The 13,563-nt window shown below is 33.7% G+C and carries 13 protein-coding genes; 6 read left to right on the forward strand and 7 right to left on the reverse strand.

Annotated elements, in window-relative coordinates:
- Window positions 1–155 precede the first annotated feature (155 nt).
- Window positions 156–722, reverse strand: coding sequence for an HdeD family acid-resistance protein (locus OZP10_RS03795; RefSeq protein WP_177212427.1), 567 nt, complete (start codon window positions 720–722; stop codon window positions 156–158).
- Between the two features lie 218 nt (window positions 723–940).
- Here OZP10_RS03795 and OZP10_RS03800 point away from each other — a divergent pair, with 218 nt between their 5' ends.
- Together OZP10_RS03800 and OZP10_RS03805 are read left to right on the forward strand one after the other, a co-directional pair.
- Window positions 941–1,171 carry a DUF433 domain-containing protein gene (locus OZP10_RS03800; protein ID WP_281633596.1) on the forward strand — a complete coding sequence of 77 codons (231 nt, stop codon included), beginning with the start codon at window positions 941–943 and terminating at the stop codon, window positions 1,169–1,171.
- On the forward strand, window positions 1,171–1,506 hold the full coding sequence (locus OZP10_RS03805) for a DUF5615 family PIN-like protein (protein ID WP_281633597.1): 336 nt from the start codon (window positions 1,171–1,173) through the stop codon (window positions 1,504–1,506). Before OZP10_RS03800 ends, OZP10_RS03805 begins: the two co-directional genes overlap by 1 nt.
- A 105-nt stretch (window positions 1,507–1,611) precedes the next feature.
- Here the strand turns inward: OZP10_RS03805 and bglX are convergent, their stop codons facing one another.
- The 3 genes from bglX to OZP10_RS03820 all read right to left on the reverse strand — a co-directional run bounded on the left by bglX (window position 1,612) and on the right by OZP10_RS03820 (window position 6,763).
- A complete protein-coding gene (gene bglX, locus OZP10_RS03810) occupies window positions 1,612–3,909 on the reverse strand; it encodes a beta-glucosidase BglX (RefSeq protein ID WP_281633598.1) in 2,298 nt (765 codons plus the stop codon).
- 384 nt (window positions 3,910–4,293) lie between these two features.
- Complete coding sequence (locus OZP10_RS03815; protein ID WP_281633599.1) at window positions 4,294–5,673, reverse strand: sialate O-acetylesterase; 1,380 nt, start codon at window positions 5,671–5,673, stop codon at window positions 4,294–4,296.
- Window positions 5,663–6,763 (reverse strand): SGNH/GDSL hydrolase family protein, encoded by a 1,101-nt coding sequence (locus OZP10_RS03820; protein ID WP_281633600.1) that lies wholly within the window; start codon window positions 6,761–6,763, stop codon window positions 5,663–5,665. Before OZP10_RS03820 ends, OZP10_RS03815 begins: the two co-directional genes overlap by 11 nt.
- A gap of 204 nt (window positions 6,764–6,967) precedes the next feature.
- Between OZP10_RS03820 and OZP10_RS03825 the strand changes: the two genes are divergently transcribed.
- The gene (locus OZP10_RS03825) at window positions 6,968–7,471 is read left to right on the forward strand and encodes a C40 family peptidase (RefSeq protein WP_281633601.1); all 504 of its coding nucleotides are present in this window, start codon (window positions 6,968–6,970) and stop codon (window positions 7,469–7,471) included.
- Between the two features lie 183 nt (window positions 7,472–7,654).
- Here the strand turns inward: OZP10_RS03825 and OZP10_RS03830 are convergent, their stop codons facing one another.
- Together OZP10_RS03830 and OZP10_RS03835 are read right to left on the reverse strand one after the other, a co-directional pair.
- Entirely contained in the window at window positions 7,655–9,232 is a 1,578-nt protein-coding gene (locus tag OZP10_RS03830) for a L,D-transpeptidase family protein (RefSeq protein ID WP_281633602.1), read from the reverse strand.
- A 171-nt stretch (window positions 9,233–9,403) separates the two neighbouring features.
- Entirely contained in the window at window positions 9,404–9,820 is a 417-nt protein-coding gene (locus tag OZP10_RS03835) for a DUF1573 domain-containing protein (protein ID WP_281633603.1), read from the reverse strand.
- Window positions 9,821–9,984: 164 nt separating this feature from the next.
- On the opposite strand from OZP10_RS03835, the gene OZP10_RS03840 reads away from it, so the two are divergent.
- Complete coding sequence (locus tag OZP10_RS03840) at window positions 9,985–11,250, forward strand: sensor histidine kinase (protein ID WP_281633604.1); 1,266 nt, start codon at window positions 9,985–9,987, stop codon at window positions 11,248–11,250.
- Window positions 11,247–11,933 carry a response regulator transcription factor gene (locus OZP10_RS03845; RefSeq protein ID WP_281633605.1) on the forward strand — a complete coding sequence of 229 codons (687 nt, stop codon included), beginning with the start codon at window positions 11,247–11,249 and terminating at the stop codon, window positions 11,931–11,933. The genes OZP10_RS03840 and OZP10_RS03845 overlap by 4 nt, the downstream gene beginning before the upstream one ends.
- A gap of 455 nt (window positions 11,934–12,388) precedes the next feature.
- On the opposite strand, the gene OZP10_RS03850 is transcribed toward OZP10_RS03845, so the two are convergent.
- Complete coding sequence (locus tag OZP10_RS03850; protein ID WP_281633606.1) at window positions 12,389–12,694, reverse strand: GIY-YIG nuclease family protein; 306 nt, start codon at window positions 12,692–12,694, stop codon at window positions 12,389–12,391.
- A 95-nt stretch (window positions 12,695–12,789) separates the two neighbouring features.
- Here OZP10_RS03850 and OZP10_RS03855 point away from each other — a divergent pair, with 95 nt between their 5' ends.
- Complete coding sequence (locus OZP10_RS03855; protein ID WP_281633607.1) at window positions 12,790–13,554, forward strand: MBL fold metallo-hydrolase; 765 nt, start codon at window positions 12,790–12,792, stop codon at window positions 13,552–13,554.
- Window positions 13,555–13,563: the final 9 nt, after the last annotated feature.

The raw sequence follows: 13,563 nt of genomic DNA on the forward strand, positions 1-13,563 counted from the left end.
GAGTTTTTAATAGATTTTAAAAATACAAAAAACTCCCGCAGATTTAGCAGATTTTGGAGATTAAAAAAATCTACTTGATCTGCTAAATCTGCGAGAGAAAATTAAAATCTAATTCTTTTTTAATGTATTAAAAGTTAAAGAACAAACGATACTCTTTATTCTAAATCGTGTAGTCTTTTCAGTTTGAAAGAAAAATAAATATAAAAAATACCGCTTGCGATGAAAGCAAAAGCAGTCCAATATACTATTGAAAGTCCAGCAAAAATAGGATTCCATAATAATAAAAACGAAAACAACACTCCCAAAATCCCTAATCCTAAAAGATTTTTCCAATCTGGAACCGAATAGCTCTTTAAATTAAAAGCCATAAAAATAGCCATTATAGAACGAAACAAAATAGCCAATCCAACATAAAGTGGCAAAAGTGTTACCGAAACTAACGGATTAGCAATTAATACGATTCCAACACCTAAACCTATAATTCCTGATACCAGTGTCCAACCCCAATTGTCTATTTTTTTTCTGTTTGAAAGCGCAAAAATAATTTCAAAAATTCCGCTGACCAGAAACGACACACTAAATAAAAATGCCAAAGTTAAATATGCTTTTACAGGTGTGGCAAAAGACCAAAATCCGATGATTACAAAAAGTATTCCCACTAATAACGGAATGTACCAATAATCAATTGCTGCTTTCACTTTTTTAAATAAAGAATGTTCCATAATACTATTTTAAAATCTTGCCTACTCTATAAAGTTTTCAGCTTACCTTGAATTGCCAATTAAAAAACATTTAAATAGCTGTCTATCAAAGATAAAATAAAAGCATAAACCAAAATAGTTTTTCTATAATAAAATACTTACATGTAAATTTTTATCATGGCATCTATTAAAAACCCAATTCATTTTTAATTTTGTAAATTTGTTTAAATTCTTAAATTATGAATAATAACTGGCAAAATTTAATTTCGATAAATCCTGATATAAGATTTGGTAAACCTGTAATCACGGGAACTAGAATTTGTGTTTCAGATATTCTTTCATGGCTATCAACAGGAATGTCTTTTGAAGAAATTATTGAAGATTTCCCTGAATTAAATAAAGAACATATTCTTGCAGCTTTAGCTTTTGCGGCCAACAGAGAAAACATTACCAAAATAGTCGCAGCATAATGAAACTGCTCTTAGACGCCAATATTTCTTGGAGAATAACCAAACTTATTGAAAGTAGTTTTCGTACTTGTCTCCATTCTAAAGATATTCCAGTAAATCAACCCGCAAAAGATTTGGAAATTTGGGAGTATGCTAAAAAAAATAGTTTTACCATACTTACACATGATGATGATTTTGAAAAATTATTACTTCTAAAAGGTGTTCCTCCAAAAGTGATTATTTTAAAGACTTTCAATAAAAATACTAAAGAACTTTCGGAACTCTTAATTTCAAAAAAGGAAATTATAGAATCATTTATTCAAAACGATGAATTAATGATTTTAGAAATATATTAAAAATATATCGCCACGAACTCACGAATTACAAATCAATTAATTCGTGAATTCGTGGCGAAAAAACTCTGAACCTTTGTCACTTTGCTTCTTTGTCCCTCAAAAAAGCTACTCTTTAATTTCAAAAGCACTCTGCAAACCTTTATCAGAGCTTCCTCCAACCATGATTTTAAACGTTCCCGGTTCTACCAAATAATTTCCTTCATTATCATAAAACCCAAGTTCCTTATCGGTTAAAGTAAAGTTTATCGTTTTAGTTTCACCTTTTTTCAAATTAACCAATTCAAAACCCTTCAATTCTTTTATTGGCCGAACGATACTTGCAAATTCATCATGAATGTATAATTGCACCACTTCTTTTCCATCATAATTTCCTGAATTTGTAACCTCAACGCTTACCTGAACTTTTTCACCTTTTGCAAAAGCAGTTTTATTCAACTTCAAGTTTTTATAATCGAAAGTTGTATAGCTTAAACCAAAACCAAACGGAAACTGAGGCGTTTTCTCCACATCCATATAATGCGACCAGAAAACATTTTTATCACTGTCAGTTGGTCTTCCTGTGCTGTATTTGTTGTAATAAATTGGAACTTGCCCAACATTTCTAGGAAACGACATTGGCAATTTCCCACTCGGATTATAATCTCCGTATAAAACCTGCGCAATTGCATTTCCAGCCTGCGTACCTAAATGCCAAGCTTCTACAATTGCCGGAACATTTTCTGCAGCCCATGGAATACTCAACGGACGGCCATTATTTAAAACCAAAACCACATTTGGATTTGCTTTATAGATTTCTTCTAATAATTCCTGCTGTAAACCTGGCAGATTCAAATCAGTTCTGCTTCTTCCCTCACCACTTTGAAAACCGTATTCACCTAAAACCATCACCACAACATCGGCATTTTTTGCTGCATTTTTAGCTGCTTCAAATCCGCTTTTATCTATTGTATTGAAAACGGTTTCAGTTAAGAAAGTCGCTTTTTGTTTTAATAAATCAGCTCCTTTTTCAAAAGTTAGCTGATTGCCTTTATATTGCTGCATTCCTTCTAAAACAGAAACTGCAGTATCATCAGAAGCTGCAATTCTCCAGCTTCCCAACGGACTGTTTTTATCATTTGCCAACGCTCCAATCAAAGCAATTTTCTGTCCAGATTTCTTTAGCGGAAGCAAATTCTTTTCATTTTTCAGTAAAACGATCGATTTCTTCGCCATATCCAAAACGCCTTCGTTGTTCGCTTTGCTTCCAACAACTTCTTTTTCGCGTTTTTCATCACAATATCTGTACGGATCATCAAATAAACCCAATTCAAATTTGACACGTAAAATTCTGCGAACCGCATCATCGACCAAAGCTTCTTTTACTTTTCCAGATTTTACCAGATCAACTAATTTCGCCACATACAAATACGATTCCATATCCATATCAGAACCTGCAATTACTGCTTTTGCCGTTGCATCGGCTTCGTCTTTTGCATAACCGTGCGCTATCATTTCACGAATTGAAGCATAATCAGAAATCACAAATCCGTCAAACTTCCATTTTCCCTTTAAAATATCTCTTTGCAAAAAAGCGCTTCCAGTCGCAGGAACACCATTCAAAGTATTAAACGAATTCATAAACGTTCGAACTCCAGCGTCAACCGTTGCTTCAAAAGGAGGCAAAACCGAATTGTACAATTTCGAATTACTAATGTCTACAATATTATATTCCAATCCCGCTTCAACATAACCATAAGCCGCAAAATGTTTCGCACAAGCCGCGATCGTATTTACTTTAGCCATATCAGCTATAGTTTCTCCTTGAAAACCTTTAACTCTTGCATATCCAATTTTACTTCCTAAGTATGGATCTTCTCCCGAGCCTTCCATCACACGTCCCCAACGCGCGTCGTTCGCAACGTCAACATTTGGTCCAAAAGTCCAATTGATTCCAGATGCCGAAGCTTCATCTGCTGCAATCGCCGCCGATTTTTTAATCGCTTCCAAATCCCAACTTGCCGCTTCTGCCAACGGAATCGGACTTAACGTTTTATAGCCATGTATTACGTCAAAACCAATAATTAATGGAATTCCCAAACGGGTTTCTTCCACCGCAATTTTCTGCACCGCGCGCACTTCTTTCACGCCACGAACCGTCAGCATTGATCCGACCAATCCTTTTCTTAAATGTTCGTATTTTAACTCAGCTGTTCCGCCTTTTGGCGCAGGTCCCGTAACATCCCAAAAGCCATTATATTGGTTCATCTGCCCTACTTTTTCCTCCAATGTCATTAACGGTATAAGCAAATCAATACGCTGCTCAACAGTTTTATTCTTATCCAGATACGGCTTTTTTTGTGCATTCATATTTCCAACAGTAAACAGGGAAAATACCCCAATAATTAGTATTTGTTTATTTTTCATTGTGGTTTAGTTAGTTTTTTTTCTAAGGTTCTGAGACGCTAAGATTCTAAGTTTTTATATTTTGGCGTGCCCCGCTGAAAAAAGCGGGTCGGGCTATCCGTTTCAAGTCCTCGCCTGTTCGTTCCTCACGGCTGTGGGCTTTCCACTTCTATCCCTCACGCAAATCGTTTTCAAAAGAACGTTTTGGTCATCTTGTCATCCTGAGGAACGAAGGATCACACTAGAAGCTCCGCATAGAACTCCGCTAATCTTTGTGGAGTTACATGTGTGATCCTTCGTTTCTCAGAATGACAAACTTTGTGTCTCACTTTGCGGGCTTCGACTTCGCTAAGCCTGACAAAGCAAATCAAAATCTAAAATCTTGCTTCTTTCTTCTTTATAGACTCACTCAGAAACAAAACAAGAAGCAGGCAAATTCGCTTTATTAAACAAATCTGACTGAATCGTATTTCCCCATGCAAATCTCACTTTTGCTGGAGAAGCTACTTTCTTACTTGTCAAAATCACTTCGTTATTTTTAATCGAAGCTTCGGCTGGATAGAAAACTCCATCTATTCCCGCAACCTCAAATTGATTCGATTTTTTGTCTTTAAAGTATAATCCGTCTCCGTAGTGAAAAGAAACTGTTACTGTATTTTTATCCACTTTAATTCCCTTAAAAATAGGCCCATTAACCAAACTAGAATTGGTTTTGTAGTTTTCTGCCAAAGCCAAATTCGCTAAACGAATTCCAACCGATTTTTTATTTTTTGGATGAATATCAATCGTATCCGAAATATCACTGATTACCACCATTCCTGTTTTCGGAACTTCTTTCAATAATTTTCTCTGCGAATCTCTAACTGTCACATTAGAAAAATTGTTCTTTCCGGTTTTAAATGGTGCAATCTGAACATAATAAAAAGGAAAATCGTCTTTCCATTCTTTTCTCCATGAAGTAATTAAAGCAGCCAAAGTTTTATCATAAACCAAAGAACCTACATTCGACTCTCCTTGATACCAAAGCGTTCCTGCAATTTTAAATCCTATGATTGGATATATCATGGCATTGTAAGCTCTTCCAGGTTGTCTTGGTCCATATTCTTGTTCGTTTAATTTTTTGGCGTTTTCCAATAAAATCGGATCGTTATTTACGACTTCTGCAGGCATCCAAATTTCTGCGGGAGTTCCGCCCCAATTTGAAGAAATTAATCCGATTGGGACGTTTTGCAAATCTTCGCGCAAGCGTTTTGCAAAAAAGTAACCAACAGCGCTAAAATATTTCATGGTTTCTGGAGTCGATTCTGTCCAATTTCCCAGCAAATTATTCTGCGGATTCTCAGCAGTCAATTTCGGAACTGTGAAAAAACGAATATTAGGATTTGTAGCATTTTTCATTTCTTCTTCGCCATCATCAATTCCCCAGCTCACCGACATTTCCATATTCGATTGTCCGGAACAAAGCCAGACTTCGCCAATTAAAATGTTTTTTAAAACCACTTCATTATAGCCTTTTATCGAAATTGTAAACGGTCCTCCTGCTTCTGGAGTTTTAATGGTAATTTCCCATTTTGCCTGATTATTGGCAACAGTTTTATATTCCTGATTATTCCAGCTAGAAATTAGTTTGATTTCTTCTTTTGGATTCGCCCAACCCCAAATTTTCACTTGAGAGTTGCGCTGTAAAACCATATTATCACCAAAAATATTCGGAAGCGACACATTTGCCATCATAGTACTGGAAATCAATAGAAAGAAAACAAACTTAAAAATATTATTTTTCATTTAGCAACTTCTTTAAAAATGGGCCATATTCCTCTGCCAAAACCTTATGATCTGCCATATCTGGATGACCTGAACATCCATTTGGTGTCATTGGTTTGAACTTGAAAATCTTAATTGATTTGTGTGATTTATCATTCGCAAAAGCGTTCTTAACTTTATTCAGACAATCTTCAAAAACAACTGCTCTTTCTCCGCCAACCATTGGACTATTTGTAATTACAATCTGTGTATTCGGATTGTGTTTGTAAAGCATTTTGATGAAGTCGATATAATTCGAAACATACTTTTCTGGATTAAATGGCAAGCGTTCTTTTTTACCATCTCCACCAGAAAAATCATTTGTTCCTAAGGCAATACTGATAATGTCGGGCTGAAACCCAAAGTCGTATTTCGGTTTTGAAGCCTCTTTTGTCAAATATAAATTGGGATAAACATCTGGCATTATGGCTTCGTCTTTATGCTCATCGTTCCAATTTCTGTACATTCCTATTCCCGAAACACAGCTCATTAAATAATCGACACGAATTGCGCGCGAAAGTGTTGGCCCATAAGCATAATACCCATTATGATGATCCATATATTCGCCTTTATCGCAAGGAACATCCGATGGATCGCTCGCAGCACCGCAAGTAATAGAATCGCCAATGAACTCGATTTTCTTTTTCTTTTGAAATGAAATTGTAGTCAGTTTTGCAGTTGTTCCTGCAAACAAAATATTGCCGCTTTGTGCTTCTGTATTTTTGTAGATTTCTAGTCGATGTTCTTTTTGCTTAGAAGTAACTTTGATTGGAAATGACTGAACCGCTCCTTTTTCAATTCTAATCTTTCCTATATATTCTCCATCCAAAACCAGTTGAACATAGTTATGATGTTCGTATGAATCAACGCTTTGAAGTGAGATTGCACATTCATTTCCGAAAAAATTAAAAGTTACCGAAGAAGCCGTTCCAATTAAAATAACCTCATCGTTTTGAAGTTTATCAATTCGACCTTGGTATAAAAAAGTTTTATTAGAATTTTGAGTTTGTGAATTCGAAATCAGAGAAATCAGCAAAAACGAAATTAAAACAGCTATTTTTTTGGGAAACATAGTTTATTTGTTAAAATATAAATACGATTCACAAATATATTGGAAAGAGATTATCCAAAAAGATACTAAAATGTCAAAAAGTAATAAAAAAACACCACATAAACACATCATTCCAACCGTTATAGATGTCAATTCTTACATCTATCATAAAAACTAACAATTTAGAACTATCTTTAGCGTTTAATACTTTTACAATCTGCAAAAATGAAAGTCTTAGTCGTAATTTTTTTATTGTTTTTTATCACTCTTTCTTCCTTCAATTTAAAAAAGGAAAAAGATCAAATTCAAAACAATATATCTCAAACCGAAATCAATCGCGATTCAATAATTGTTTACGCAAAAAAATATTTAGGCACGCCTTATGTTTATGCCAGCAGTAATCCGAAAAAAGGTTTTGACTGTTCGGGTTTTGTGAGTTATGTTTTTAAAAATTTTGGAATGACTCTCCCTAGAAGTTCAAGCGGTTATAAAAACATAGGCAAGACTTTAAAACCAGAAGAATTTAAAGTGGGAGATATTTTAGTTTTCTATGGATATAAAAATAGGAATATTGTTGGTCACATCGGCATTATCTGCGAAGCCAACGGAATGCAGTCAAAATTTATTCATGCCTCATCAGGAAAAGCGCAACAGGTAACTATAACAGCACTTGATACAGAACATTACACCAAACGCTTTTATAAATGTGTTGATGTTTTATCAAAATAGTTTTTTTAGCCACGAATTACACAAATTTATCTTTTGCCACTCCCGATAGCTATCGGGATAAAAAGATTAGCACAGATTTTTTATAATCATTTTAATCCTTTAATCTGTGGCTTTATTTTTTTGATTGCAATACTTATAAAAATTTAATTCGTCAAAATTTGTGTAATTAGTGGCGAACTTAAATTATTCTTCAGTTAAGAGTTTAATCAAACTTTCATCTCTTCCGTAAATATCTTTATAGAAATTTAGATTGCCTTCGCGATCTACCCAAGCCGTAAAATAACCAATATAAACTGGAACTTTTTTCTTCAACGTATACCAGCTTTCCTTTCCTGCATGCATTGCTTTATCAATTCTTTCTGGATTCCATGCTGGATCTGGTTTTAATAATTCAATTGCCAATTCTCTAGGTTTTGCAACACGAACACAACCGTGGCTAAACGCTCTGCTTTCTCTTTCAAACAAACTTTTTGAAGGCGTATCGTGCAGATAAATATTGCTTGAATTTGGAAATAAAAACTTCACCAGACCAAGTGAATTATTTTTACCTGGAAGCTGACGAACGGCGCCATTATTCCACTCTAAGTTTTTCTTTTGTAAATAATTTTTATCCCTAGCCATTCCAGGTTTTATCTCAGATTTGATAATACTTGGCGGAACGTTCCAATACGGACTGAAAACAATATTGCTCATCATTCCGCTAAAAATTACGGTTTTTGTCAATGCCCTTCCCACTACAACTGCAGATGTAAATGCGATTTTTCCATCTTCAATTATATACAATTTAAATTCAGGAATATTAACCTCTATGTACTTCTGCCCTTTTTCTAACTCAGGATCAATCCATCGACAGCGTTCCATATTGGCAATAATCGTTTTGATGCGGTCTGAAACAGGAATGTTCAAATCGTTTATATGCTCCAATAAAATGGTGTTTTTGGGTACATAACCATGACGTAATTCATAGTTTTTTAAGGCTTTCATTAAAACCGTATCGCAAACTGTGCTTTTGGTATCTTCCTTAAGATCTTTGGTTACAAAAAGTCGTTCTCTAATCTGTGCAATAACAGTAGACGAATCGCCTAATTTTAAACTTTTATAATCTTCTCCCGCCTCAATAGTTTTCCAGCCTCCGTTTTTCTCTATTTCTCTATATTCTTTAAGAGCATCGCGAAGCTTATAATATTGGCTAAACATCTTTCTTTTCTTATCATCCAAAATGGTTGATTTCTTAAAGATCGAATCTGAAAGCACTTGGTAGTTCAGTTTTTTACGAGGTAAAAGCCATTCTAAAGAAACTACTGTTTTTTCGTCAAAACCGCCTACTTTTTCACCATAATAGTAATATAAATTAGAAAGAAGCAAATCGGTATCTTCTTTTGAAAGTTTAGTATTCGCATTATTATCAAAAACCGAATTTAATTGTTCGTTATAAGGATAATTGGCTTTTAATCCTTCCTGATCGAGATTTTTGTATTGATTGAACAATGTATTGGCAAATTCGACAATTCCTTTATTGTCCTGCCATAATTGAGTTGATTTGTTTTTTTGATATAAAGAAGTTACATCATTTTTGAATTTATCCAGTTTCGGATAATTTTCATAAAACTTCGCAATACGAACACTGTCAATTGTAAGTTTTAATTCAGGCATTTTTTCAACCGTTTTTATCGAGTTTTCCTCTTTTTTATCAGCTTTCGAATTACACGAAAAAACAATCAAAAAAACAATAGCAATAATAGGCGTATACCAGATTCTCATAACTTAAAATTTTTGATTAAAAGTAGAAAAAATTCTATTAAAAAAAAGAACTAAGAAATAAATCTTGAGCCTTATTTTTTTGAAGTTTAAGCCGTTACTAAAAAATAAAAAGCTCCAAACAATTTACATGTCTGGAGCTTTCGCCATATAACCAACCTATTAAAATTCTAATTAAATAACAGTACCTTTTAAAGTAAGTACTTTTGGTGTTGTTTCTGCACTAGTTGTTACAGTAACTGTTTTTGTAAAAGCACCTTTGTTTGCAGCATTGTAAGTTGCAGTAACTTTTCCAGATTTTCCAGCCTGAATTGGTTCTTTTGTGTAATCTGTAGCTGTACAGCCGCAAGATCCTTGCACGTTTGTAATCACTACAGCCGTTTTTCCAGTATTTTTAAATTCGTAAACAATTGCTTTTGGAGTTCCTTGCGGAATTTGTCCAACATCAATTGTTTCTGCTTTCCAAGCAATTGTAGAAGCTGCAGTTCCTGAAATCTCAGTTTCTGAAACTAAAGATTGTACGGGAGCAATTGCTGAAAAAGACATTAGGCCTAAAGCCAAAGCTAACATCGAAATTTTGATCATTTTCATAACGGATATATTTAAAATGGTTTATAGTTCATTTTGATATTACAAAGGTAATTCAGACAAATTCAAGTCGCTGTTAACTGGTTTCAAACGTTTGTTAATGACTTGTTAACCGCCCATTTTTAGGCTAAAATTGATTAATATTACACTCTCAAAAATCTTTATTCTTGAAAATTAATAAACTCAACAGCATCATTATCTTAGGATTAGTCGCTATCATTAGTATTTTGGTAGCGCAATTGCTTTGGACAAAAGAAGCTTTTACAATCGAACAAAAAAAGCTCAGCCAAAAAGCGCATATTGCTTTATTGGAAGTAGCTAAAAAATTATACGAAGGAACCAACCACGAACTTCCTGTTCAAAATCCAGTTCAGAAAATTGCAAACGATTATTATATCGTAAATGTGGATAATGAATTTGAACCCGATATTTTAGAGTTTTATCTAAAAACGGAATTCAAAAAAATGAATATCACCACCGATTTCGAATATGCGATGTACAACTGCCAAAGCGACGAAATGATCTATGGAGATTATATTTCGCTTTATAAGAAAAAAGCAGAATGTAAAAAAACTGTTTACTTCCCAAAACATAAAAATCTGGTTTATTATTTTGCTGTGCGTTTTCCCAATGAAACGACCTATTTATTTAGTTCAATGCGCTTTTGGTTTATCCTTTCAACTGCATTGATTCTGATTTTATTGATTTACGTTTATTCAATTTTTAAACTTTTACAGCATAAAAAATATTCAGAATTGCAGCGTGATTTCATTAATAATATGACGCATGAATTTAAAACACCTTTGGCTTCTATTCTGATTGCGTCAAAATATCTGATTGAACAAAAACCAATTAAAGAAGATAAAAAACTGTATACTTATACCGACATTATTATCAATCAGGGAAATAAGTTAAATAGCCATATCGAAAAGATTCTAAATATTGCAAAGTCTGATTATGCTCCTTTAGAGCTTAAAAAAGAAAATATTTTAATGGTTCCGATTATTGAAGAAGCAATAGAAAACATTAAATTAAACTATCCTGAAGCTTCAATTGCAATTGAAACTGTTTCAAAAGAATATTTAATTGAAACAGATACTTTTCATTTTGCTAATTTAGTTTACAATTTGCTGGATAATGCAATTAAATACTGTAACGAAAAGCCAGAGGTTACGATAAAAATCATCGAAAATAATAACTGCTTAAAATTGGAGTTTACTGATAACGGAATTGGAATTAATCCTAAAAAAATATCTTTTATCTTTGATAAGTTTTACCGCGTTCAGAACGAAAAAAGTAACGAAGTGAACGGATTTGGACTTGGTTTATATTATGTAAAAGAAATCTGTAATCTTCAAAACTGGAAAATAAAAGCCGAAAATAATCAAGAAAAAGGTATCACTATAACTTTATCAATTCCTTACAAAAAATGAGAAATTTCAAAATACTATATGCCGAAGATGATGAAACCCTAGCGTTTTTAACCAAAGATAATTTGGAGCAAAACAATTATGAGGTAATACATTGTTCAGACGGAAAATCAGCTTTGAAAATTTTTGAGGAAGAAGAATTCGATATTTGCATTTTTGATATTATGATGCCAAAAATGGACGGTTTTGAACTTGCTGAAGCGGTTCGAAAAATTGATCTTGATGTTCCTATTATTTTTCTTTCTGCCAAAACTTTAAAGGAAGATCGCATTAAAGGCCTGCGTTTAGGCGCCGATGATTATTTAATAAAGCCTTTTAGTATTGAAGAATTGCTTTTGAAAATTGAAATTTTCTTAAAACGTTCACAGAAAAATATCCCGACTGCAAAAACGATTTACGAAGTTGGTAAATATCACTTTGACACCAAAAACTTTATTCTTTTCAATGATGAAGAAAAAGTTGGTTTGACACAGCGTGAAGCCGAATTATTGAAACTTTTTCTAGACCATAAAAATTCCGTTTTGAAAAGAGAACAGATTTTAACTTCTTTATGGGGAACAGATGACTACTTTATGGGAAGAAGTCTAGATGTTTTTATTTCACGTTTGCGTAAAATCTTAGCAAACGAACAAGGAATTTCGATAGAAAACCTACATGGAATTGGGTTTAGGTTTTCGATTGGGTAAAAGCATTCCTTGGTTCTATAAACACACCGTTTGTCATTCCGACGGAGGAGGAATCTCCGCGGCAATATTCTACAAAGCTATTCCAATCTTTGGCGAGCTACTTACGGAGATTCCTCGTTCCTCGGAATGACATACAGAACTTAAATACTTTAAATCAACTACAGTAACCACAAAGTTTTGTCATTCCGACGGAGGAGGAATCTCCGCGGTGATATTCTACAAAGCTATTCCAATCTTTGGTGAGCTACTTACGGGGATTCCTCGTTCCTCGGAATGACATACAGAACTTAAATACTTTAAATCAACTACAGTAACCACAAAGTTTTGTCATTCCGACGAAGGAGGAATCTCCGTGGTGATATTCTACAAAGCTATTCCACTCTTTGGTGAGCTACTTACGGAGATTCCTCCTTCGTCGGAATGACAAACTAGACTTGAAAAACTTTGTCTTCGAATTAATACTCCAAAAATTTCAATTCAGGATTTATAGTTTTAATTAAATCAATTTTCTTTTCTCTCCTCCACCCTTTAATTTCTTTCTCCCTCGGAATCGCTTCTTGAATCCAAGTAAATTTTTCGTAATAAAGTAAGAACTCGACATTGTATTTCGAAGCAAAAGTTTTATTGTTCAATAAAATATTCTCTTTATGCTTTATTAACTTCTTTTTTAAATTGTTAGTAACTCCAACATAAAAAACAGATTTTGCTTTATTTGTCAAAATATAAATGAAATACGTATGAAAACCTTCTTGTAAATGCATAAATTTAAATAATGACAATACTACTAAAAATAAAGAAAAATCTGTAAATTACTTTTAGAAAAACTTTGTATTTTTAATATCTAATTTTCTTGGATATGAAATTACATCATTTGCGAAATGCCTCTTTGGTAATTGAAACAGAAAAGCATGTCATTTTAGTTGACCCAATGTTAGGTAAAAGAAAAACAATTCCACCTTTTACTATTTTCAGATACAAACCAAAACGAAATCCGCTGGTGGCTTTGCCAAAAAACAGCCGCGACATCTTAAGCCGTGTGACGCATTGTTTGATTACGCATTTGCATCCAGATCACATTGACAAAGCAGGTGAAGTTTTTTTGAGAAGAAAAAGCATTCCTGTTATCTGCAGTTCAAAAGATGAAAAAGCACTTGTACAACGAGGACTGAGTGTCATTCAAACTTTGGAATATTGGGAACCTCAAAAATTTCTTGACGGAAAAATCACCGGAATTCCAGCAATTCACGGCTACGGATTTGTTGCTAAATTAATGGGAAATGTAATGGGATTTCTTATCGAACTGGCAGATCAAAAATCTATTTATATTAGTTCTGATACCATTTTTACAGAGCATGTAAACAAAGTATTAACGCAGCTTAAACCAGACATTTCGATTGTTGCCTGCGGAACCGCAAGATTAGATATTGGACAGCCTTTATTAATGCGAATGAATGATATTCTAAAATTTGTCACACTAGCTCCAGGGAAAGTTCTTGCTAATCATTTAGAAGCATTAAATCATTGTCCAACGACACGATTACAATTGAGAACAGCTCTTTCAGATCATGGACTTCTAAGCAAAACTTCTATTCCGAATGACGGAGAATGTATTGAATATTAGCTTAAAAAA

Source organism: Flavobacterium luteolum (genome assembly GCF_027111275.1).
Taxonomy (GTDB): Bacteria; Bacteroidota; Bacteroidia; order Flavobacteriales; family Flavobacteriaceae; genus Flavobacterium; species Flavobacterium luteolum.

Bases quoted from the DNA above. Each gene is read 5' to 3' on its own strand.
- OZP10_RS03795 (WP_177212427.1), bottom strand. From the start codon at position 722: ATGGAACATTCTTTATTTAAAAAAGTGAAAGCAGCAATTGATTATTGG.
- OZP10_RS03800 (WP_281633596.1), top strand. From the start codon at position 941: ATGAATAATAACTGGCAAAATTTAATTTCGATAAATCCTGATATAAGA.
- OZP10_RS03805 (WP_281633597.1), top strand. From the start codon at position 1,171: ATGAAACTGCTCTTAGACGCCAATATTTCTTGGAGAATAACCAAACTT.
- bglX (WP_281633598.1), bottom strand. From the start codon at position 3,909: ATGAAAAATAAACAAATACTAATTATTGGGGTATTTTCCCTGTTTACT.
- OZP10_RS03815 (WP_281633599.1), bottom strand. From the start codon at position 5,673: ATGAAAAATAATATTTTTAAGTTTGTTTTCTTTCTATTGATTTCCAGT.
- OZP10_RS03820 (WP_281633600.1), bottom strand. From the start codon at position 6,763: ATGTTTCCCAAAAAAATAGCTGTTTTAATTTCGTTTTTGCTGATTTCT.
- OZP10_RS03825 (WP_281633601.1), top strand. From the start codon at position 6,968: ATGAAAGTCTTAGTCGTAATTTTTTTATTGTTTTTTATCACTCTTTCT.
- OZP10_RS03830 (WP_281633602.1), bottom strand. From the start codon at position 9,232: ATGAGAATCTGGTATACGCCTATTATTGCTATTGTTTTTTTGATTGTT.
- OZP10_RS03835 (WP_281633603.1), bottom strand. From the start codon at position 9,820: ATGAAAATGATCAAAATTTCGATGTTAGCTTTGGCTTTAGGCCTAATG.
- OZP10_RS03845 (WP_281633605.1), top strand. From the start codon at position 11,247: ATGAGAAATTTCAAAATACTATATGCCGAAGATGATGAAACCCTAGCG.
- OZP10_RS03850 (WP_281633606.1), bottom strand. From the start codon at position 12,694: ATGCATTTACAAGAAGGTTTTCATACGTATTTCATTTATATTTTGACA.
- OZP10_RS03855 (WP_281633607.1), top strand. From the start codon at position 12,790: ATGAAATTACATCATTTGCGAAATGCCTCTTTGGTAATTGAAACAGAA.